The 20,234-nt window shown below is 40.6% G+C and carries 21 protein-coding genes and 4 pseudogenes; 11 read left to right on the forward strand and 14 right to left on the reverse strand.

The features are described from left to right. Positions 1-103: 103 nt before the first annotated feature. The 3 genes from IM319_RS22480 to IM319_RS10250 all read right to left on the reverse strand — a co-directional run bounded on the left by IM319_RS22480 (position 104) and on the right by IM319_RS10250 (position 1,667). On the reverse strand, positions 104-586 hold the full coding sequence (locus IM319_RS22480) for a Shedu anti-phage system protein SduA domain-containing protein (RefSeq protein ID WP_353857192.1): 483 nt from the start codon (positions 584-586) through the stop codon (positions 104-106). 271 nt (positions 587-857) lie between these two features. Beyond that, on the reverse strand, positions 858-1,265 hold the full coding sequence (locus tag IM319_RS10245) for a hypothetical protein (RefSeq protein WP_287685926.1): 408 nt from the start codon (positions 1,263-1,265) through the stop codon (positions 858-860). Positions 1,266-1,268: 3 nt separating this feature from the next. Continuing rightward, positions 1,269-1,667 carry a hypothetical protein gene (locus tag IM319_RS10250; RefSeq protein WP_002746868.1) on the reverse strand — a complete coding sequence of 133 codons (399 nt, stop codon included), beginning with the start codon at positions 1,665-1,667 and terminating at the stop codon, positions 1,269-1,271. Between the two features lie 198 nt (positions 1,668-1,865). On the opposite strand from IM319_RS10250, the pseudogene IM319_RS10255 reads away from it, so the two are divergent. The 4 genes and pseudogenes from IM319_RS10255 to IM319_RS10270 all read left to right on the forward strand — a co-directional run. After that, positions 1,866-2,626: pseudogene (locus IM319_RS10255) on the forward strand (molecular chaperone DnaJ). A gap of 90 nt (positions 2,627-2,716) precedes the next feature. After that, a complete protein-coding gene (locus tag IM319_RS10260) occupies positions 2,717-4,165 on the forward strand; it encodes a serine/threonine-protein kinase (RefSeq protein WP_287735516.1) in 1,449 nt (482 codons plus the stop codon). Positions 4,166-4,594: 429 nt separating this feature from the next. Continuing rightward, positions 4,595-4,732, forward strand: a complete 138-nt coding sequence (locus IM319_RS10265) for a hypothetical protein (RefSeq protein WP_287735517.1) — start codon at positions 4,595-4,597, stop codon at positions 4,730-4,732. Positions 4,733-4,890: 158 nt separating this feature from the next. After that, a pseudogene (locus IM319_RS10270) lies at positions 4,891-4,992 on the forward strand (PEP-CTERM sorting domain-containing protein); the annotation flags it as partial. A 294-nt stretch (positions 4,993-5,286) separates the two neighbouring features. Here IM319_RS10270 and IM319_RS10275 read toward each other — a convergent pair. The 6 genes from IM319_RS10275 to IM319_RS10300 all read right to left on the reverse strand — a co-directional run bounded on the left by IM319_RS10275 (position 5,287) and on the right by IM319_RS10300 (position 11,006). Beyond that, complete coding sequence (locus tag IM319_RS10275; RefSeq protein WP_287735531.1) at positions 5,287-5,862, reverse strand: Uma2 family endonuclease; 576 nt, start codon at positions 5,860-5,862, stop codon at positions 5,287-5,289. 113 nt (positions 5,863-5,975) lie between these two features. Continuing rightward, complete coding sequence (locus IM319_RS10280) at positions 5,976-6,596, reverse strand: Uma2 family endonuclease (protein ID WP_002753823.1); 621 nt, start codon at positions 6,594-6,596, stop codon at positions 5,976-5,978. Between the two features lie 48 nt (positions 6,597-6,644). Next, positions 6,645-8,171 carry a GldG family protein gene (locus IM319_RS10285; protein WP_287735518.1) on the reverse strand — a complete coding sequence of 509 codons (1,527 nt, stop codon included), beginning with the start codon at positions 8,169-8,171 and terminating at the stop codon, positions 6,645-6,647. Positions 8,172-8,173: 2 nt separating this feature from the next. Continuing rightward, entirely contained in the window at positions 8,174-9,004 is an 831-nt protein-coding gene (locus tag IM319_RS10290) for an ABC transporter permease (protein ID WP_287684937.1), read from the reverse strand. Then, a complete protein-coding gene (locus IM319_RS10295) occupies positions 8,994-9,935 on the reverse strand; it encodes an ABC transporter ATP-binding protein (RefSeq protein ID WP_287735520.1) in 942 nt (313 codons plus the stop codon). The genes IM319_RS10290 and IM319_RS10295 overlap by 11 nt, the downstream gene beginning before the upstream one ends. 90 nt (positions 9,936-10,025) lie before the next feature. Next, positions 10,026-11,006 carry an ABC transporter ATP-binding protein gene (locus IM319_RS10300; RefSeq protein ID WP_287735521.1) on the reverse strand — a complete coding sequence of 327 codons (981 nt, stop codon included), beginning with the start codon at positions 11,004-11,006 and terminating at the stop codon, positions 10,026-10,028. Positions 11,007-11,169: 163 nt separating this feature from the next. Here IM319_RS10300 and IM319_RS10305 point away from each other — a divergent pair, with 163 nt between their 5' ends. The 4 genes from IM319_RS10305 to IM319_RS10320 all read left to right on the forward strand — a co-directional run bounded on the left by IM319_RS10305 (position 11,170) and on the right by IM319_RS10320 (position 12,751). Beyond that, positions 11,170-11,292: a hypothetical protein gene (locus tag IM319_RS10305; RefSeq protein ID WP_287735523.1), complete on the forward strand. Its 123-nt coding sequence runs from the start codon at positions 11,170-11,172 to the stop codon at positions 11,290-11,292. Between the two features lie 33 nt (positions 11,293-11,325). Further along, on the forward strand, positions 11,326-11,622 hold the full coding sequence (locus IM319_RS10310) for a hypothetical protein (protein WP_287735524.1): 297 nt from the start codon (positions 11,326-11,328) through the stop codon (positions 11,620-11,622). After that, on the forward strand, positions 11,615-11,848 hold the full coding sequence (locus IM319_RS10315) for a hypothetical protein (protein WP_045360056.1): 234 nt from the start codon (positions 11,615-11,617) through the stop codon (positions 11,846-11,848). Before IM319_RS10310 ends, IM319_RS10315 begins: the two co-directional genes overlap by 8 nt. Before the next feature lie 153 nt (positions 11,849-12,001). Further along, positions 12,002-12,751: a hypothetical protein gene (locus tag IM319_RS10320; protein WP_271955764.1), complete on the forward strand. Its 750-nt coding sequence runs from the start codon at positions 12,002-12,004 to the stop codon at positions 12,749-12,751. 119 nt (positions 12,752-12,870) lie between these two features. On the opposite strand, the pseudogene IM319_RS22710 reads toward IM319_RS10320, so the two are convergent. After that, positions 12,871-13,119 (reverse strand): annotated as a pseudogene (locus tag IM319_RS22710) (ABC transporter ATP-binding protein); the annotation flags it as partial. Between the two features lie 136 nt (positions 13,120-13,255). Between IM319_RS22710 and IM319_RS10325 the strand changes: the two are divergent. Next, positions 13,256-14,122, forward strand: coding sequence for an alpha/beta fold hydrolase (locus tag IM319_RS10325; RefSeq protein WP_287735525.1), 867 nt, complete (start codon positions 13,256-13,258; stop codon positions 14,120-14,122). A 176-nt stretch (positions 14,123-14,298) separates the two neighbouring features. On the opposite strand, the pseudogene IM319_RS22485 reads toward IM319_RS10325, so the two are convergent. Beyond that, positions 14,299-14,474 (reverse strand): annotated as a pseudogene (locus IM319_RS22485) (DUF29 family protein); the annotation flags it as partial. A gap of 276 nt (positions 14,475-14,750) precedes the next feature. Here IM319_RS22485 and IM319_RS10330 point away from each other — a divergent pair. Further along, positions 14,751-16,241, forward strand: a complete 1,491-nt coding sequence (locus tag IM319_RS10330; RefSeq protein WP_287735526.1) for an AAA family ATPase — start codon at positions 14,751-14,753, stop codon at positions 16,239-16,241. 18 nt (positions 16,242-16,259) lie between these two features. Next, positions 16,260-17,213: a hypothetical protein gene (locus IM319_RS10335; protein ID WP_287735527.1), complete on the forward strand. Its 954-nt coding sequence runs from the start codon at positions 16,260-16,262 to the stop codon at positions 17,211-17,213. Between the two features lie 127 nt (positions 17,214-17,340). On the opposite strand, the gene IM319_RS10340 is transcribed toward IM319_RS10335, so the two are convergent. The 3 genes from IM319_RS10340 to IM319_RS10350 form a co-directional block, all read right to left on the reverse strand. Next, the gene (locus IM319_RS10340; protein ID WP_287735528.1) at positions 17,341-17,781 is read right to left on the reverse strand and encodes a DUF29 domain-containing protein; all 441 of its coding nucleotides are present in this window, start codon (positions 17,779-17,781) and stop codon (positions 17,341-17,343) included. Positions 17,782-17,923: 142 nt separating this feature from the next. After that, positions 17,924-18,619 carry a metal ABC transporter ATP-binding protein gene (locus IM319_RS10345; protein WP_287735529.1) on the reverse strand — a complete coding sequence of 232 codons (696 nt, stop codon included), beginning with the start codon at positions 18,617-18,619 and terminating at the stop codon, positions 17,924-17,926. 10 nt (positions 18,620-18,629) lie between these two features. Then, complete coding sequence (locus tag IM319_RS10350) at positions 18,630-19,553, reverse strand: metal ABC transporter solute-binding protein, Zn/Mn family (RefSeq protein WP_287735530.1); 924 nt, start codon at positions 19,551-19,553, stop codon at positions 18,630-18,632. Positions 19,554-20,234: the final 681 nt, after the last annotated feature.

The raw sequence follows: 20,234 nt of genomic DNA on the forward strand, positions 1-20,234 counted from the left end.
CTCAATTGTCTATCTTTTGGTATTAACCTATTTGTGCCTTAAGTCCTTCTTTATATGAATTTCAGCTACTTTTGGGCGTAGGCTCTCTTATCTAATTTTATTTTCAGTTAATTATTTGCATAACAATTACCGAAGAGCCATGTTTATCAAGCGAATCATCTCTTGATGCCACAAGGATGCTATGTACTTGTCTCTGAACGGTGATCCCATACTTTGTCTTCATAAAGTTTCGATTATCCGTCTCCTCAAAAAAGAGTGAATACTCATTGCATTGAGAGATGTATGACTCAAAATCTCGATAGAAAGTCCTACGCCGGTTTTTCTGTGTATGGACTTTAATATCTGGCCTCTTGAGTTCAAAGACAAACCAGCTACCGCTACAGTCTCTTGCCAAGAAGTCAGGGATGTATGCCTCTCCTTCAATGTTGATTGAGCAAGGGTGAGGTATTTCCTCCGAAAAACCAAGTACAGAGAATATCATCCGGTTATTTTCAAACCACTTTTGGTAATGTTCTTCTTTCTGATTCGGCGCTTCTACAAGTGCCAACAAGGACTCATGAAGCTCCTTTAGGGATTTGATAAGCATGAATGACTATAAAGCTAGTGGTAAGCAAGCGCTGCTGAGATTCTAATTTTTCCGCAAGGTTGCAGCACCAAGTGTTCAATCTGACTGCACTTCGTAACAAAAATTTACAACTCGATTATAAGCGATCGCACTCCCCTCCGTCGCTGTGCCTAGACGTTTTTAGATTATTATCATTTGCTTGAATCAATGATCGTGGTGCGTTCCCAAAAGTTGATCGCTGTAGCGGTAGGACTTGCATTAGGGAACGCACCCTACCAGAGCGGCTATCATACTATTCCCAAGTTAGAGTTATACCTTCTAGGTTACATACTCTCTGAATAGTTTCCAGTTTACTTTCAGTCAATTTCCCAAATAGGTGAACTCTCATTTTATGTTTGGGATAATACTGTCCATAACTCTTTATTTGTCCAATCGCTGATTTCCAGCCTTTTGTATTTTTAACTTCAATTATTTCCGTATTAGTTAAGACATCTATTCTACCTACCTTATCAATGTAAACCTCGGTTTTTCCTCCTAATTCTCTAGCAAGTTTGTCCCGATACCAAGCCTCTGTCCCCTTTACAGGAGTATTTATCTCCGGCTCAATAACTATGCCATTAAGCTGATTAATAAAGTCCCGAATTGCTCCTCTTACTAATTTTTGAGCAGCATTGGGGGACTGTCTTTTCCGTGTAGCCATTACTTACTCAGTGAATAATTTAGAAATCCCATACCCAGCTAAACCAATTACTGCTCCTACTGCCGCTACGGGAGCCATTGTAACTGCAACTGCCGTCCCTCCTACCGCTAATCCCATACCCCCAACCAATGCTGATATACCAGCTCCAGCACCCGCACCAATTGCCGCTGCTCCAATTGCCGTTGCGTCTTGTTCTTCTATTGCTTTCTTTGTTCCGTAAACTGCCGTGCCGACAACTGCTCCTGCCGCTGCTACTGGAGCCATACCGACTCCTAGAGCAGTTCCTCCTACCGCAAGTCCCATACCTCCAACCACTGCCGATGCACTGGCTCCAATCGCCGTACCCACTCCCACTGAAATCATTGCCTCTTGAACTTCTTCTGGCTTATTTTTGTCCGTCATTATTTTGCCTCATTTTTTAGGTTTAACTAATTATACAGAAACTTTCCGAATAACCAGAGTAAGGATATGTGGAAACTTTCGGCATATCACCCCGTTTTGTGGATTCCTGACAATCAGCCGAGATACAAAGAACTTTTCAGCGACCATAGCACCAATTATAATTCTTCGAGTAACTCAGCAGACTAACTAAAAGTTGCGATGGCGGAGCAAATTCTTTCTCTCCTCTTGTACTTAATTGTCATTTTAACGGCTTTTTGGTTTATTAGCCCCCAAAAAACGCCCCGTAGTCATCCCGCCTATCATCTTGCTTGTTTGCTGGAAGATGCTCCTGAAAGCTCTTTAAAGGGTCAATTTTATCCCTTGGCTACTCCTTTGGCTACCCCGATCGCTTGTACTGTTCCGCAAGTCTGGCGCGGTTTCTATCAGCAGTCTCTGGCAAAACCAGATATTAACTATTGGCAATGGCGCAGTATGCCTGAAAATGAGCAGTTTTGTCGGTAATTAAGGGAGTTATTGCGATTAAATTCCCCTAGAGGTTACGCTAAGGAAATTCTGGAAAGTCTGGCCTTGGGTCAAGAGCCTTTTTATCATCTTTACTGGGACCTAAAAGCGATCGCTAATGGGAACTTTAACACTATCGGGACTAATAAAATAGCTGAGGGCAGATTTGCCCGGCGAGATTTGCGAACTCATCAGCAGATGCGGAAAGATTTTCGTCAATGGCATTTACAAGCTTGTCAACAGTTGGGAAAAGAGCGGGTTAAAGCGGTTTATCGGCTGTGTTATGGGGCAGATTGGTCATTAATCGCCCAAATTCTCTATCCTTCGCCCCGTTCCTTGGCCGTACGGAAATCACCGCCCATCTTAATCGCGCCTACGATTGTTATCAAAGTTTTCAACAGATGAGTAGTCAAGATAATGCACCTTTGTGGACGAAAATCCGTCGCTGGATTCCTTAGACTTGACTCTAGTTTTTCCCTTGACTTTTTCCTTAACGAAAGAATGTTAGTCTAGGAACAATTTATGACCACGCTTGCACTCTCAGGGTAATGAATCTAGTGCTTTTAAACAATCGCTACCAAATTGTTAGTATCCTTGCTAGGGGGGGATTTGGGGAAACTTATATCGCTATCGATACGAATATGCCTTCTCAACGGCGCTGTGTGATTAAAAAATTGCAGCCAGCTATTCAAAGTGAGGGGATACCAGAATGGTTAAAAGAACGTTTTCAGAAAGAAGCAAGCGTTTTAGAGGAATTGGGGGAGCAAAATCGCCAAATACCCCGTTTATACGGTTATTTTGCCCAAGATAATCATTTCTATCTGGTGCAGGAATGGATTGAAGGGGAGACACTAACCCAAAAACAGCAACGACAGGGAAATTTATCCTCCTCAGCAGTGCGGACGATTTTAGATAATTTACTGCCTGTTCTTGATTTTATTCACAGTCGCCGCATTATTCACCGGGATGTGAAACCCGATAATATTATCTTAAGAAATAGTGATAATTTGCCCGTTTTAATCGATTTTGGGGTAATGAAAGAAGCAGTCGCCACCTTACTCGATCCTACGGGAAAAAGTGCCTATTCGATCGCCCTTGGCACCCCCGGTTATATGGCTTCGGAACAGGCTGCCGGGAGACCGGTCTTTTCTAGTGACCTTTACAGCCTAGGCTTAACGGCGATTTTTTTATTAACGGGAAAAACTCCCCAATATCTAGAAACTGACTCGCGTACGGGGGAAATTCTCTGGCGACAGGAGGCAGAAAATGTTAATCCTAATTTAGCTATGGTAATCGATCGAGCGATCCGTTTTCATCCCCGGGATCGGTTTGCTACTGCCAGGGAAATGTTGGCAGCTTTGGGAGAAATCTCCCCCGATTTGTCCACCCAACCGACTATCGCGGTTTCTCCCCATAGTCCCCGATTAAAGTCCTCTACACCCCAAAAAACAACCGTCCCCCCCACTGTGGTTATTAAACCCAATTCTGGGAAAAAAAAGAATCCTTGGCTGTCGATTTTGCTGATTTTTGCGGTGACAATTGGGGCTTTTGCCCTAGGATATCGGGGATTTATGGCTCTTTTACCCAAAAATGAGGAAATTGAACCATCACCAACCCCTGAACCTTCTCCTAGTCCTGAAATCATTCCTCCTCCCTCCCAAGATTTTCCCCCTATCCGACGACCTTCTCGTCAACGGACTCCTATTTATTCCCCGACTCCTACCCCATCCCCGACTCCTACCCCAGAGGTGATTCCTAGTCCAGAAGCGACTCCAGAATTAACTCCTAGTCCCACCCCAGAAGAAGTAATTCCTATTCCTGTTCCCCTTCCTGAAACGGAGCCAAGTCCTCAAGTTTCTCCCCTTCCTTCTCCTTCCCCTTCCCCTTCTCCTTCTCCTGTTCCAGAGGTGATTAATCCCCCAGTTAATGAGGATAAAATTGAACCGATCGCTCCTCCTGTTTTATCACCTTCTCCTCCTGAAGAAAATAGTAATTAATAGACTGCTTGCAGAAGTCGGAAAGGGGAAGATGATAATTTTCTCTTAAACCTTTGCCCTTTTCCCTACAATGAAAGAGAGCTAATGTTTAGGCTTAATTCTTCTGATTCTATCTGCTCTGCCAGTTGACGCAGTAGATCAAAAATGCTAGTTAAGGTTTCCTCCGGTAATTTAGCCATATTCAATTATTTCTATTATCCCCAGTCTATCATCTGGTTGGTGCGAGGTAATCCTGTTTATAGCGGTTCTCACATCTGTGTGGCACACTTTAACCTTTGCTGATTAAGCTTTTCAGGATTGATAATGTACCTCTTGTGAACAGGAAACGCTATAAATGATCATGGCAGATTTTCGATAGTGCCGGGTATTCCTGGTGCAACTTTTAGTAGGATTAGTTGCCTGATCCCCGTGAAATCGGTAAAAAGATGTATGTACAAAACTATTCTTGATAAAACTTTCCGTCGTTGTCGTTTAGCCATACCACCTTTACAGGGTGTTCCAGTCAATACATATTATTCCATACTTGCTGATCGTTCGGGATATCCCACATTTTTTACTATCGATTAATTTACAGGAATATCTATCCATGTATCGATTAGTGTGGGAATCTCTGATACCTCAATATTTTTGAGAACTTGTTTCATGGCTTAAGTAGGTGCATCTACATCTTTCATTGTACCTTATCTAATCATATCTACATATCTAATAGTGTTTCTCAGATTATAACTTTCCTCCTCTCCCTCGGAATACTAGGCGCAGCTTCAACCCTGAAACGCAAACTAAAACCCTCCCAATCCACCGAAAAAGAAACCACAAAAGTTGGCTAAATTGTTTCTAAAATACTATAAATGCCCCTTCATTCAGTCAATTGAGTAGGGGCTTTATATCATATTCTTATGTTATCTTGAGGGTATTTATACCGCTTTGCAGAAGGCAAAAGTCTTATACCATAGGCTTTTCATGTTCCTAATTTTTACAATCCAAATCAATCATTAATGCTACCAGTATAAAATAAATAAGAAATAAGAGGGGTTATTCATAATGAGTCCACATCCCTATAACTTTGATAACTTTACTCTTCTGGAATAAACTGATAAACCAAACGATGCTGACAGAACAAATTAAACCTTTAGCCAAGCAAAAATATCCACTGCTGATATTGACCAACGTTCTAAACCTTTAATCACTGCTAAAGGCTCATTATTTCCTTCAGTTGCAATATGTACTTTCGGTAATCCTGTTTGAAAAACGGTGACTGACTTTGCTGAAGGATCAATCAACCAACCTAATTCTGTTCCTTGTTGTAAACAGAAAATAATCTTTTCCATCACTAAGGTAACAGATTGTTCAGGAGACATAATTTCAATAATCCAATCGGGATAACGTAAAAATTGATCGGCCATTTCTCCATCTATATCTCTTGGCAAATTCTCCCAACGAATCACCGCAATATCTGGCACAATTGAACGTTCTGCAAAAGTACAACGCAATTCAGGTAGAGCATAAGCTAATTTTTGAGGTTTAGCCTGTTGATTAATGGCAGAGGCTAACTCAAATTGTAAGATGCTGTGTTTTCCTTTGGGCATAGGTTTTTGAGTGACAATTCCATGATAATATTCCCTAGCAGGCTTAGTTTCTGGAAGGGCAAGAAATACTTCGAGGGAAAGGGCTTGTTTATCTTCTATTGTGGCAAACATTAGATTGATTTCTCCGATCTTGAGTTGTTTTATATTATAAGCTTCTGACTCCTGACTCTCAGGACAATTTTTGATTTTTGCCATAAGTCTAATCTAAAAATACGGGTTTTTCTTTAAGCTCTAGCACGAAAAATTTGATTAGCAGTGAGGTTTAACTCTGGAAAAACCCCTGAAATAAGACGTTGATCCTGTTTAAATAAATTACCTTGATATTCTCCATCGATTAATTGATAGATAGAAATGGTGGGTTCTTTGGGGCTGCCGATATATCGGGCCGAACCTTTGGCTAAATAATCGATAATCCAATATTCAGCAATTCCTAATTGTTCGTAGTCGTCGAATTTTTTCAGATAATCATCTCGCCAATTGGAACTGACAATTTCAATAATTAATTTAGCTGATGTTGCCAGAGAAATTGAGGAAGCGGTTTCCCAATAGGGATCATTAACTAGATTTTCTCTGTCTAAGACAATAATATCGGGTAGATAACCTGTATGGGGGCGAAGGGGTTTTACTGCGGCAGTATTGGGGATAAAATAGGGCAATTGCTGCCGATTTATCTCTAAGAATAGGGTTCCAGAAACAAATCCGCCAATTTCTTCGTGTTTTCCGATCGGTCGCATCATGGCCAATAATTTTCCTGCGATTAATTGGTATTGTTGTCCATCATCGGGATATTGATTGATATAGTCATCAAAAGTCAACAATTGGGGGATAGTTTGGGTTGTGGTCATGGCAGTTAGGGGGAATAAGAGAGATGATTTTTCTAGATTCTAACTCGATTAACGACGTTGCCACCAAGTCAATCCGGCTAGGGTAAATCCCACTAAAGGCATCACTACCATCCCTATCCAAAAAATAGCGTTAGCTTGCAGGGGATTTAAATTAATTCTTCTATTTTCTGGTTCCTTGGCCCGGATAGATAAGGTGGCTGTTTCACCACTGGCTAACCACTGCACAGAATTTAAAAATATATCTCCGTTTAACTGTTGTTCAAATAGTCCATCGCTGGCAAAGCTGGCATTACCAATCACAATTAATTTACCTTTTTTTCCCGTCAGAGCAACTCCTAGATCAAAGGGGCCCGCTAAATCTTTTTCAAGGTTAAACTGGAGATTCTGATCATTTAAATCACTCTCAGCCCACATTTTATCATTAGTAATCATTAAAGATACGGCTTCAATTCCTTCGACGGGAACGGTAGCGATGGGACGAGCAAAGGGAAAGATAGAAATACCGTTAGCAAAATCGCGAGTAATGGGATGATTACCGTAATTGGTAATAATGGGACTAGCCGGACCTAAACCAATGATTTCCCCGGCACCGGAAGCATCAATAATAATCCGATTATCTAGTTTCACACCCCAAGGGGTTAATAAGGGTTCTAATCCGGTTTCGGTTTGGGGGTCAATCAGTAATAAAATTTTGCCCCCTTGATTGAGATAGTTTTTTAAAGCGGTGACTTCTTGGGGAAATATTTTTCTTTTGGGACTGGCAATAATAATGACATCGGCATTATTGGGAATGGTGGAACGTTCCACTAGATTAAGTGGTTCTACTTGATAACCTTTTGCTTCTAAACTCTTGACTGCTTGTCCTAAACCTCCTTGAGGTTCTTTGATGGCATTTTCTCCATGACCTTGCAGAAAATAAGCGGTTAAAGTGCGATTAGTTTTAGCGGTTTCGATAGCGTTACTCAGTTTCGCTTCGGTGAGACTTTCCTGTTCACTAATAGTTTTCAGGGGTTGTTTTTTTTCACCATACTGTAGATAGACTCTGGAGAGATTATCATCAGCTAGTTTTTTAAATTCTTGGACAATATTGGGTTTTTTCTCCGGGTTAACTATCTCGTACTGAAATTGAGGATTTTTGCGTTGATAATTGGCTAAAAGTTCCTGTTCGTTGGCACTGATTCCCCGGGTTGAAAAAATCCAGACTTTGACGGGTTTTGACAGATTGGTTAATAGTCTTTCGGTTTGGGGGGATAAACTAAAGATTTGGTTTTCGGTTAAATCAACTCGATAGGGATAACGGAGGGCGAGAAAGTTAATTAAACCGATAACGCTGAGGACAATAATAGTAGTAATGAGGGTTTGAGTGCCGGTGCGGGTACTTCTTTTTTGCCAAAAGTCTTTGGCAGTGGTTACTAATAACAACAGCCACCCTAGAAACAGAATAGCCCCGGCAATTAATAACCCCAGAGAGAGGGATGACCATTGACCGGAGATTAACCCCACGGTTAGGCCGGCACTACCCAGAAATAGGGCGGGTATATAGAGAAATTTACTGTATTTTTGCCAGGATATCATAGTTAGTTTCTTTGATAACGGTCCGCTTCGATCGCTTGAGTAGTTAGGAAGATTCCCAGCAGAATATAACTGAGGAAGATGACTAAACTACTACTGTCAAAAATTCCCCGCACGAAATTGTTAAAGGGTTGATACCAAGATAGATGGGAGAGCAATTCTTTCAGGAAAAATCCGATCTGTTCTCCCACTTCTCCTCCAATGCGATCTCGAAAGAAGGTTTCGGCATTGTTAGCAATGACATCCAGTATCCAGATAAATAAGATGGTGATAAAGGTGATGATGTAAGCAAGGATAGAACTATTGGTGAGGGAGGAGATAAACATCCCAAGGGCTAGGATGGCCGCTGCTAGTAAAATTAATCCTAGATGAGCTAGTAAAATACTGGCTATATTCACCGGGGGAACTGCGGCACTAAAAACTACTATTTCGTAAATCCACAGGGGGGTAATCATCACAGTAAAAAAGGCCAGCACTCCCAATAATTTACCGATCGCTATACTCCAATTAGTCAGGGGGGAAGTGGCTAAAAGTTCTAGGGTTCCCTGTTTTTTTTCCTCTGCGTATAATCCCATAGACAGGGCTGGCAAAATTACCAACAATAAAGAGGACAAAATCATGCCGATGAAAGTGGTCATAAATTCAGACACCGTATCTCTGGCTACCAGAAATCCCGATTGTTCCTGAATACCAATATCGAGAATAATGCCGTAGAGAAGGGAGTTAAAGAAAAATCCTGCTACTAACCAAAATATCCCCATAATGATATAGGCATTGGCAGCCGTAAAATAGCTTTGAAATTCCTTGCGAAAAATCGCCCAGATATTATTGATCATGCCTCTCCTCCTGGTGGTTATTTTCCCCACTGCCGATTACTTCCAGAAAGATATCTTCTAGGGTTTTACGGGTGCGACGCATTTCTAATAAGTTATAACCATTGTTGACAACTATTCTAGCAAGTTCTGCCCCTAAGTTTGTTCCCACTTGACCAACAATTTTGAGCAGGTTATCGCCGACTTTTGCTGCTTGCTCGACTTGCGGCAGTTGTTGAAGGATTTCTAGCAGGTAATCCCTATCACCCTCAATCTCAATTTCATAACTGGAACTGGCAGGGGTAGCGGTAGTAATATTATTGGCTACGATGCGACCCCGATTAATAATTGTCGCTCGATCGCAGGTAATACTCACTTCTGGTAAAATATGAGTGGAGAGAATAATTGTATGTTCTCCCGCTAAACTTTTAATCAGATTTCTCACCTCGATAATCTGTTTCGGATCCAATCCTACTGTCGGTTCATCTAAAATAATTACTGGTGGATCATGTACGATTGCTTGGGCAATTCCCACACGCTGTTTATAACCCTTGGACAACTTGCGGATAATAACTTTTCTTTTTTCTAGTAACTGACATTTGCTTAAAACTAAATCTACCCGCGCTTTTCTATCCCCCGATGAGATGCCTTTAATCCGTGCGACAAAATCCAGAAAACTTTCTACGGTCATCTCTGGATACAAGGGGGGATTTTCGGGAAGATAACCAATGCGACGACGCACTTCTAAGGATTGTTGATGTACATCGTATCCTGCTATCCTTGCTGTTCCTGTTGTAGCAGAAATATAACCGGATAAAATCCTCATAGTCGTGGTTTTTCCCGCTCCATTTGGTCCCAAAAAACCGAGTATTTCTCCTTTTTCTACGGTAAAATCCACGTCACTGATTGCCGCGGTAGAACCATAAATTTTACTCAGATGTTCCACTTCAATCATAAGCTTTATCAGTTATCAGTTATCAGTTATCAGTTATCAGATGTGAGTTTTCAGTCAATAGTGTTAAGTGACAAGTTCGGAGCTTTCTTTTCACTGATTACTGATTTTTCCCAGACTATGATCCCGATTAATTTCTACCACTAGATGCGCTTGTTTGAGCAGGGGTGGGAGAAATAATTGCGGATGTAAACTTTTCCAAAAATACTTGACAAATTCCTCGATTTCTGATGGGTTCATACCTCCTTTTGCTTCGGCTGCCTGTCGCCATTGTAAACTGTAACGGTAGTCAAGGGGATAAAGAATCAGTAAGCGATCGATTTTTGACCAGAGGGGTAGATATTCTCGCAATCTTTGATTATTATCCCTGGCGAATTGTCGGTCTTCTTCGCTATTAATCGGATCGGGGGCACGATCAAAGACTGTTTCCTCTATTGGATTCATGCCCACAAACCAACCCTCGAAAAAAAGAATATCAACTTGTTCCACTTGTTCCGGTGCAATTCTATCTCCTTGTCCTCGATGCAGGGACTTGTCAAAACGCGGGATTAAAATCGGACTTTCTTGCTGACAAACCTGTTCTAAAACTTTAATTCCTAATTCTATATCATGAGTACCCGGTGGACCACGCCAGCGCAATCTTTTATCCTTTTGACGCAATTTTATTCGCTCATTATAGGTCTTATAAATATCATCTAAAGAGAGATTATTTACTTTTAAATCAAAATAGGCTAAAATAATCGACATTATCGATGTTAAAGTGGTCTTCCCCGTGCCTTGGGGGGCCAAAATGCCTTGAATCAACGGTTTTGCGTGGTTGCGTAGCTGTAGCGCCCAGGGAATCCAGAAGCGCCAACAGCTGATCAAAATCTGATTTGGCTGATTTATACCTAACTCCTGACATTTTTGCCAGACTCGCGGCCAGAGAATCGTTAATAGTTCCGCCCTTTCCTGTAGGATGAGAGGGTTAGTCTCCCTAAAATTTAAGGATTCGATCTCTAGTAAATCTTCTAGATCCGCCTGACTTAAGGGATTTTCGTCGATTAATCCCCGTAAAATCGTCAAAATCTTCATAGCTATTATCGGAATTAGGAAAAAACTGTCCCAGTGATTCAGGAGTAATTCTCTGGGTTATGGGTTCGCTCAAGATTTTTTTGTAAGAGTGTTTTTTAGGGTTATTTGCCCAAAAATGAAGGGTTCGCAGGCAGGCACGGATTCCCACTATATATATAAGTATATGTCAAGTTCCCTTTTCAGTCAAGGGGTTTGGCCAAAAATCTCTCCTGCTTTTACTGGGTTTAAAGTGAACAAAGTAACCAGAGAAAAAGGAATTGCTATTATGGAAATGGAGGAAATTTAGAGGTCACTGAGCCTTGTCGAAGTGAGGAAATTTATGGATCCACGTTTAGAAAGTTTTGTCAAAAATTTGTTTAGGGGACTGGTGGCAGGAGACGGCGATGTTTTTTCGCGAATGGCTTCGAGTCATGAAGGCGCTAGTCCTGTTTATCCCGAACCTTTGGCCGGAATCGTCAGCACTATCAAGGCAGATTTTGATCGGGGTAAATTTTCTAAACTGCGAACGCATTCGGATTATGAGGAGGCGATAGTCCCCTATTTTGAAAGTTTTGCTTTGCTTTATTCTCCCGAAAATTTTCCTATAGAATCGGAGGATGAAGACGATAATGAATGAAGCGCAAAAAGCTGTATTAGAGATAGTTGAATCGGTTTACACCGATGGGGGAGATGCGATCGGTGAACCAGAATCATCCGAAGATGAAAAGTTTATTTTCGTTCAATTCCAAGATGGCGAAAAACTTTTGGAGGCTAAAATTAGCGACCGCAAACAATTGACAAAAATCGCGGCAATGTCTTTTTCTATAAGGGTTTCATACTTTATAAACCTGTACGTTGCATAAGACAAACCGAAGAGTCAAAAGGTTTGAGAGCACAATAAATATTGATAGCGGTTCTCGCATCTGTGCGGCACACTTAAACCTTTGCTGATTAAACTGTTCAGGATCGGAAATGTACCTCTTCTGAATCAGAAACGCTATATTTATCAATCTGCCGTGAAAACCTTAGAAATTCCCAAGTCTTTAACCCGTTCGTCACCGATCGAGGTGTTAAAAATGGGTGACAATACTACTTTTAGTTTTTCTTCCGAGTACCCAGTGGATCGGGGGTGGGGTGTGGAGATTTTAGACCACGCTCCCAGTTCGGTCGATTTATCGCGAATGTCTTCGGCTAATTTACTGTTCAATTTTGAGGTTTATATGATTTGGTATGGATGCGGTCGTTGCGCTAATTTAGACAAGAAAAGCCTTGGTAAATGCAGTTTTTTAACAGGTGAGTTACAGCCTTTACCGATAGGCATTGTCAGCGGTCAAATGCACCACGTCAAAAAGTGGCCAAACCAAGATACTGACTTGGTTTTTTCCCTAGCTGATGGTTTTAAAGAAGTCGAGATTATTATTACCAACAAAGAGGATTTTGTTGAAGGTATTTTTTGGGATCAGCAAGATTTTGAAACGATTGGTTTTTTTGGCTCGGAAGTTTTGATTTTAGTGGGGTACGAGTCGGAAAATGAAGGGGCGTTAGTAATTAAATGGGAATCGCCTTATGTTAAGGGTGATTTGCTGTCTCTTTATTCGGAGTACGAAAGATTAGACGACGAATTCACTGAAATGTTCAAGGAAGATCAAGAGGAGCTAGATGCGCTTCCCGACAAGCTAGAGGTTCGGGCGCTTTCTTTAAATTCCTTGCTTAATCACAGTCCTATGGATGTAAGGCTAGAAAATTATCACGGAGAAAGGCAATAATGAATGAAGCGCAAAAAGCTGTATTAGAGATAGTTGAATCGGTTGACACTGATGGGGTAGATGAAGCTCGGATAACCAGAATTATCCGAGGATGAGGAGTTTATCTTAGTCCAGTTTCAAGATAAGGATTCGATCGCTAGTAATTCTTCCAGATCCGCCTCAGTTAAGGGATTTTTGTCGATTAATCCCTGTAAAATCGTCAAAATCTTCATAGCTGTTATCAGAATTAGCAAAAAACTGTCCCAGTGATTCAGGAGTAATTCTCTGGGGTTAGCCACCAATACCAGCAGATTAATCCCGCTCAAGATTTTTTTGAGAGTGTTTTTTAGGGTTATTTGCCCAAAAATGAAGGGTTTGCAGGCAGGCACGGATTCCCACTATATATATAAGTATATGTCAAGTCCCGTTTTCAGTCAAGGGGTTTGGCTAAAAATCTCTAGCTTTGTCTCCAGTTTCTCAATCGGTTAGACTAAGAATTATTCACATTACTTAACAAAACAGCAGATGAATACAGCTGCTCTGACGACAAGGCAAAATTGGCAATGGCAAGGAAATTCTATACACTATGTGCAAGCGGGTGCTAGAGTTGCGGGAAAACCCCCGTTACTATTAGTCCACGGTTTTGGCGCTTCCACCGACCATTGGCGAAAAAATGTGCAAGGTTTAGCCTCAGAATGGGAGGTATGGGCGATCGATCTGTTAGGATTTGGTAGATCAGCTAAACCGGATATTGTCTATAGTGGCAATCTTTGGCAGCAACAATTAAATGATTTTATCAAGGAAGTTGTGGGCCAACCGACGGTTTTAGCGGGTAATTCTCTGGGGGGTTACGCTTCTCTCTGTGTGGCTGCTAATCATTCCGAGAATGTTCGGGGATTAATTCTCCTCAATAGCGCCGGTCCCTTTAGCGATACAGAAAGCAATCGTCAGCCTAATTTAGCACAAAAATTACTGCGATCGATGCTGCTGCAACCTTGGGCCAGTTATCTCTTATTTCTCTATACCCGTCAACCCAAAACTATCCGCAAAACCCTAGAGAAAGTATATCTCGATCGCAGTGCCATTACCGAGCAGTTAATAGAAGATATCCGTCGTCCTTCCCTGGATGCGGGAGCAGCCAAAGTTTTTGCTTCTGTGTTTAAATCTCCCCGGGGGGAAAATGTGGATATTCTCCTGCAAAAGTTAAGCTGTCCCCTGTTGATGTTATGGGGTGAAGGGGACCCTTGGATGAATACTAGGGAACGCGGGGCCAAATTCCGTCAATACTATCCTTCTCTGACAGAATATTATCTCACTGCGGGTCATTGTCCCCACGATGAAATTCCCACAGAGGTTAACCGGTTGATTAGTGATTGGATGAAAAGCTTATAGGTAGTTAGGGACCGGTTATCAGGTTTTTATTCTCTTGACGCTTATCTGACCTGAAAAAAGAGGGTTCGCAGGCAGGCACGGATTCCCATTCTACATATAATTATCTGTCAAGTGCGGGGATTTGTCAAGGTTTTTTTTGAGGAAATCTGCCAGAATTTGGCCAGTAGAAAAGACATTGGCCGGTATTGGTAGAGAAGCAAATGGATGAGTAATTTTAGGAGATAACTATCTACTTTATGTCTCTGTTGGTTCCCCAATCTAATACATCTGTCTGTCTTTGTTGCAGTTGTTTGGCCGTTTCTTCTAACCAAGCAAGATAGTCTTGTCCGTATAAGTCTTTAGTAGTGGTCAGGTATCAGGTTTTTATTTTTTTGACGCTTATCTGACCTGAAAAAAGAGGGTTCGCAGGCAGGCACGGATTCCCATTCTATACATAAGTATCTGTCAAGTGCGGAGATTTGTCAAGGTTTTTTTTGAGGAAATCTGCCGGAATTTGGCCAGTAGAAAAGACAAGTGATCGCCAGATATTGGATAGGTATAGAAACGCGGGATAAGAGATTGTTTCACCTTTGCCTGTGAGCTACAATAAGCAGATGAGCAAGAGGATAGGATTACGGGAGTTTTGACAATGCGGTTACTACGGGTTCAGGTTCCTGACTTTCGAGTGTTAAAGAATATTGATATTAGTTTTGATAAAGACTTTTTTCCCCAGATATTCCCTATCGGTAGTCAAAATGGCGGTGGCAAAAGTACCCTTCTACAATTAATTTTTATCTTGCTTCATTGTTCTGGTGATTCAGAAAAAATAGAATACGTTGTAAATTTACTCGATCGATGTCAACTAGAAGATGAGTTAGACCAGAAATCCTTGGCTATTTTTGAAATTCTAACCGACAATCAGGAAGAAGTAAAACTAGAATTTTTTATTTGCAGAGATGCTTATATAAAAGACTTGCTATCTAACCTTGACGGACAAAAAGAAGATTTGGATACTGTTAACGTTGATGATCTAAAAAAATTACAGGACATTGAACAAAAAATCAAAAAGCTAAATGGCCAACGTGAAAGACTCAAAAACATTGAAAAACAACTTAAAAGCTTGTTGAACCCAGAGGATGAAACAGAAAGAAACCAATTAATTCGACATTTATTTGCCCAAGAAGAACTCAATCATTTATTTGATTTAGATATAATGTCATCAATAGATAGATTAATTTCGGGTGAATATTCAACAAGTTTTTTAGAGATAATAATGGATGCTATTCAAGATAAACTAGGAATGACGAATGCTCAAATATACATTGATGCCCCTCAATCTCAAACATTACTTCAGCAAACAAAAATAATTAAAAATATTTTAGGAATAAATAAGTTAGTATATCTTTGTCAAGCAAACAACCAGAAGAATGAAAAAATATTTTTGCTGTGTAAATTTAGTCAAGCCATCCAAGAAGAATTTCAATTATTCATGAAAGAATTATCCTCAAAAATATTTTTAGCAGCACCTTCAACGCAAGTTTTTATCTTTTTACCTAAAGCCACAAACAAGAGTCTTTTTAAGATAAATCAAGGGAATCCAGACTCCAGTAACTATTATTTAGCCATGGCAGATGTTAAAAAGAAACTTAGCAACTTATTTACCTACGATTTTCTGCCCGTTGAGCTATTGATTAATTACTTTATCATGGCTCGTGATCAAGATTTTGCTCAAGCTATAGAAACTGGTGAATATGGAAATAATTATCAACTAAGACGGCAAAACTTAAATTCAATTTTATCCGACAAAGAAATTAATTTAGATAAAGATATATCGGGGATTACCTTTAAATTCAAAGGAGACACAAACGGAGAAGAATTATATCCAGAGGATTTGAGTCATGGGGAACTGAAGCGATTAAGTATCTATCTGTGGCTAAAGTATCGTAGGATAAAAGATGCGATTGTCTTGATGGATGAAATTGAGATTGCTCTCCATCCCGACTGGCAATATAAAATTATTGAGGACTTGCAGGAATGGGAACCTAGCAATCAATATATCTTAGCCACTCATTCCTATGAACTCTGTCAAGCTTTAACTCCCGCTCATGTTAAAGAGATAGAACCGAAACTATTTAAATAAAGATTGAGAAACTAACCCATGAGTCTTAGAGAAACAGAACTTTTAGAACATTGTCAATTTATTCTGGCAAACCGTCAAATTCGTAATAAATTTGTCATCCTCTGTGAAGGGGAAATCAAAAAAACTGCCGGCAGGTTATCTCCTCAATCCTATCGAGCTATGGAAGATTTTCCCGATGCTAATTTTTATAAAGCTTGTGTTCCTAGGGATTGGAGACAAAAGATACCGACTTTTTTTAACTGTGGTGATAGAAATGATGTTTTAAATACTTACTTTCATCTTTTACGTTTACATGAAGAGAAACCAGAGAATTCTTATTTAAATCCCCAGCAGCTTTTCGCTATCGTCGATTTGGACTTACAAAATAAAAGTTTAGATGATTCCTACCCGTTTAAGGATTTAGAGGAAATTTTTGAGGACTTATATGACAAATCACTGATTAAAGTCAATCAGGTTGGACAGCATAGAATCTGGGTAACGGGATTGATTCATAAAGAGTCTTATTTCATTTTCCCCGATATTCAACCAATTCTTAGCGAACATTCGGCTGTTTATCGAGATTCCGATGCTAGACTAGAAAAGATTTATCTTGATATGGCAGATAAAATTAAGGATGATGCCGATTTAAAAAATAATTTTTCCAGAGTTAAAGAGAGAATCTCTCATTGTCAAAACCTAGAACTATCGGAAGTGGAGAAATTACAAGTATCTTGGCAAAAACAATATCAAGTTAGCAACGACAATAGCCAATCGGAATTAGTGCTGGCTCTGTTGACTATCAAAAAAGCGAAGCAATATTGGTTACAAGTTGAACCTCCAGGGGACTATACATCACCCCCAGAAAGATATAGAGAACAACTGGCATTACAAATAGGAAGATTTTATGCCCACAATAGCGATAATCCAAGCTGCCATATTTCCCATCTCCTAAAACTGCTGAAGCTAGAACTCAACCCCAGGGAGCAGGAATAAATTTAATCGCATTATCTGACCTGAAAAAAGAGGGGTCGCAGGCAGGCACGGATTCCCATTCTATATATAAGTATCTGTCAAGTGCGGGTATTTGTCAAGGGTTTTTCTGAAAAAATCTGCCGGAATTTCAGGGTAGAAAATCGGAATCGAGGATTTGTTCGGGACTATAGGGGCAGCTTTCGGCAAAGATAGCGGCCGGTAATTCGCTTTTTTGTCGGACTCGCTTCACTGCTTTGGGGTAAATAACGGCGATTCTGGTTAAAAAATAGTTATAGAGGGTTTTTGACTCCAATAAAAGTTCTAATTCCACCCGAAAGTTACCGATTTCGTCCTGCCATCCCCTCGCACATCTTTCTAGTTCCCCCGGCCAGTATTGGTAGAGAAGCAGATGAATGAGTAATTGCAGGAGATAACTATCCACTTTATGTCTCTGTTCATTCCCCAAAGCTTCGATTTCTTCCCTGAGATGTTCCCAATCTAATAAATCTGTCTGTCTTTGTCGCAGTTGTTTGGCCGTTTCTTCTAACCAAGCAAGATAGTCTTGTTCGTATAAGTCTTTAATTGTCATCCCCTGTCTTCTTTATTCCTTGCGCTTATTTGACCTGAAAAAAGAGGGTCTGTAGGCAGGCACGGATTCCCATTGTATATATAAGTGTATGTCAAGTTTCGGGATTTGTCAAGGGTTTTGACAGTAGAAAGGGAGAAAATTTTTAGCAATACACTTGTTCTAACATAGCAGCAGTGAGAGATTTTTGGCCGTGATAATAGAGACGACGATTGAGACAACCGATCGATTTAACATAGGTAGATAGGGTTCCCAGATCGTGGGAAATAATTAAAATGGTCATCCACTCATTCAATTCTTGCAACAGGGAAAAAATACTAGCACGCATTTGGGGATCGACACTGGCAGTGGGTTCATCTAAAATCAAGAGACGGGGTTCTACCGCTAAAGCGCGAGCGATATAAACCCGTTGGCGCTGTCCTCCCGAAAGTTCAGCAATCGACCTTTTTTTCAACGCTAACATTCCCACACTATCTAAAGCTTTATCTACCCTTACCTCATCTTTTTTACTATAGCCTTGCCAGAGTTTTTTGCTGCTCAATCTCCCCATTTTCACCACCTCACCCACAGTGATGGGAAATGAGCGATCGCATTCGACAAACTGCGGCACATAACCGACTAATTCCCGACCTTTTTGGACACTTTGTCCCAAAATACTGACTTCTCCGCGCCAAGGTTTCATTAATCCCAGTAAAACCTTAAGCAATGTAGTTTTCCCTCCTCCATTCGGGCCGATAATTCCCAGAAAATCCAATTCCTGAATGGTTAAATTAATATCTTCGAGGATGGGTTCCTGTTCGTAGCCGGCCCAGAGATTATTAATGGTAATGATCGTTGACATATACAAGCAATTACTGATTTAAAACTGTGGCCATTTTTTGGGAAACTTGTCGCAGGTTTTCACTCCAATTTTGAGCAAAGGCACTAATAGGGATTACCTGTCCCCCAATTTCCCTAGCAATAGTTTCGGCACTTTTCTGGCTAAATTCTGGTTGAGCAAAAATAACTTTAATATTCTCTTTTTTTGCCTGTTTGATTAGTTGACTTAACTGGGCAGCACTCGGTTCATTGCCTTCGATTTCGATCGCAATCATCTCTAAACCGTAATCTTGGGCAAAATAGCCCCATTCGGGATGAAACACCATAAATTTTTGGTTTTTGATCCCTGCCAAGTTTTGCCGAATTTCTTGATCTAATGCGTCTAATTCCTGACGGAATTTTTCCAAGTTAGCCCGATAGATAGTTTCCTGATCGGGATCGAGTTGTGCTAGGGTTTGATAAATAGTCTCTGCTTGTGCTTTGACTCGTTTTGGTGATAACCAAATATGGGGATCTAGGGTGTTTTTTCCAGCTTGATGTTTTTCTTCCTTGCTGTGATCATGATCGTGATTATGTTCTGCTGTCAAAGGGATTTTATCTACTCCTTGACTGGTATCGACGATTAACATCTGTTGGTTAACACTGTTTAAGCGATCTTTCCAAGCATCTTCTAAGGATACACCGATTTTAAAGTAGGCTTGGGATTGGGCTGTGGTTTTTAATTGTTCGGGTTTTGGTTCATAGGTGTGGGGATCTGTCCCGGGTTGAATCATGGCATTAACACTGACTCTATCACCGCCGATGCGTTTGACAAAATATTCCTGCGGTACGATACTCACTGTCACCTGTAAGGGTGTCTTTGCTTCCTCTTCCTTGACCGAGGGACCACTACAAGCTGTTAAGCTGGCTATAGTCATTGTTAAAGCGATCGCTGTTAACTGGAAATTTTTACCCATCGGATTAACTGAGTCTGATTATGATTCTCATCTTATCACAGTCGGTGAGAATCGTTATCATTCTGAAAATATCTCGGTATAGATGTACTGGGTTTTCGTCCTTCGATCTTTCGCTCCCAATTAAAAAATTTTCTCTTGCTAACTAGGGCTTGACATGATATTATATAGATAATGGAAAATCCGTGCGCCTACGACCCCCCTCTGGTCAAGTCAAATAAAGCCCAAAAAAATTAGCCCCAAAAAGTAGTCGGTGAACTGAAAACTCACAACTGATAACTGATAAGCTGTTGACTAAGTAGGGAAGCACAATTATTTGTCGGATGGGTTAGCGCACTTCGTAATCCCTGGGGGTGTTGGGTTTCATGCTTCAACCCAACCTACGTTCGTCTTATATTTAATTCCACCCACCCACTTATCTAAATTACTCGTTAAGACTGCACCGGAGTGCCAGAGTTGGGAGAGGAAGCCTGAGCATTTGTACTAAAAATCCCCATAGGCAGTTTAAATTCAGTAGAGCTTAACTAGGGTTTGCTGAATAAATCTAAAAACCTTATCCAACAACGTTTTTAGACTTTTTTTCCTTCAAAAAGTGCCGACCCTTGGAGTGATTGGGGGGAAAATTCAGGGACTTTTTCCCTGAAAATTAGGTAATTGACCACCTGAAAATGGGTAAAACCCCAC

Origin of the sequence: Microcystis sp. M113S1 (assembly GCF_020246945.1) — a bacterium.
Lineage (GTDB): Bacteria > Cyanobacteriota > Cyanobacteriia > Cyanobacteriales > Microcystaceae > Microcystis.

What these genes read in the sequence shown, in the direction of transcription:
- IM319_RS10330 (WP_287735526.1), top strand. Translation starts at nt 14,751, where the DNA reads ATGCGGTTACTACGGGTTCAGGTTCCTGACTTTCGAGTGTTAAAGAAT.
- IM319_RS10250 (WP_002746868.1), bottom strand. Translation starts at nt 1,667, where the DNA reads ATGACGGACAAAAATAAGCCAGAAGAAGTTCAAGAGGCAATGATTTCA.
- IM319_RS10245 (WP_287685926.1), bottom strand. Translation starts at nt 1,265, where the DNA reads ATGGCTACACGGAAAAGACAGTCCCCCAATGCTGCTCAAAAATTAGTA.
- IM319_RS10280 (WP_002753823.1), bottom strand. Translation starts at nt 6,596, where the DNA reads ATGACCACAACCCAAACTATCCCCCAATTGTTGACTTTTGATGACTAT.
- IM319_RS22480 (WP_353857192.1), bottom strand. Translation starts at nt 586, where the DNA reads ATGCTTATCAAATCCCTAAAGGAGCTTCATGAGTCCTTGTTGGCACTT.
- IM319_RS10260 (WP_287735516.1), top strand. Translation starts at nt 2,717, where the DNA reads ATGAATCTAGTGCTTTTAAACAATCGCTACCAAATTGTTAGTATCCTT.
- IM319_RS10335 (WP_287735527.1), top strand. Translation starts at nt 16,260, where the DNA reads ATGAGTCTTAGAGAAACAGAACTTTTAGAACATTGTCAATTTATTCTG.
- IM319_RS10340 (WP_287735528.1), bottom strand. Translation starts at nt 17,781, where the DNA reads ATGACAATTAAAGACTTATACGAACAAGACTATCTTGCTTGGTTAGAA.
- IM319_RS10325 (WP_287735525.1), top strand. Translation starts at nt 13,256, where the DNA reads ATGAATACAGCTGCTCTGACGACAAGGCAAAATTGGCAATGGCAAGGA.
- IM319_RS10305 (WP_287735523.1), top strand. Translation starts at nt 11,170, where the DNA reads ATGTCAAGTTCCCTTTTCAGTCAAGGGGTTTGGCCAAAAATCTCTCCT.
- IM319_RS10310 (WP_287735524.1), top strand. Translation starts at nt 11,326, where the DNA reads ATGGATCCACGTTTAGAAAGTTTTGTCAAAAATTTGTTTAGGGGACTG.
- IM319_RS10300 (WP_287735521.1), bottom strand. Translation starts at nt 11,006, where the DNA reads ATGAAGATTTTGACGATTTTACGGGGATTAATCGACGAAAATCCCTTA.
- IM319_RS10275 (WP_287735531.1), bottom strand. Translation starts at nt 5,862, where the DNA reads ATGTTTGCCACAATAGAAGATAAACAAGCCCTTTCCCTCGAAGTATTT.
- IM319_RS10295 (WP_287735520.1), bottom strand. Translation starts at nt 9,935, where the DNA reads ATGATTGAAGTGGAACATCTGAGTAAAATTTATGGTTCTACCGCGGCA.
- IM319_RS10285 (WP_287735518.1), bottom strand. Translation starts at nt 8,171, where the DNA reads ATGATATCCTGGCAAAAATACAGTAAATTTCTCTATATACCCGCCCTA.
- IM319_RS10350 (WP_287735530.1), bottom strand. Translation starts at nt 19,553, where the DNA reads ATGGGTAAAAATTTCCAGTTAACAGCGATCGCTTTAACAATGACTATA.
- IM319_RS10265 (WP_287735517.1), top strand. Translation starts at nt 4,595, where the DNA reads ATGTACAAAACTATTCTTGATAAAACTTTCCGTCGTTGTCGTTTAGCC.
- IM319_RS10345 (WP_287735529.1), bottom strand. Translation starts at nt 18,619, where the DNA reads ATGTCAACGATCATTACCATTAATAATCTCTGGGCCGGCTACGAACAG.
- IM319_RS10315 (WP_045360056.1), top strand. Translation starts at nt 11,615, where the DNA reads ATGAATGAAGCGCAAAAAGCTGTATTAGAGATAGTTGAATCGGTTTAC.
- IM319_RS10290 (WP_287684937.1), bottom strand. Translation starts at nt 9,004, where the DNA reads ATGATCAATAATATCTGGGCGATTTTTCGCAAGGAATTTCAAAGCTAT.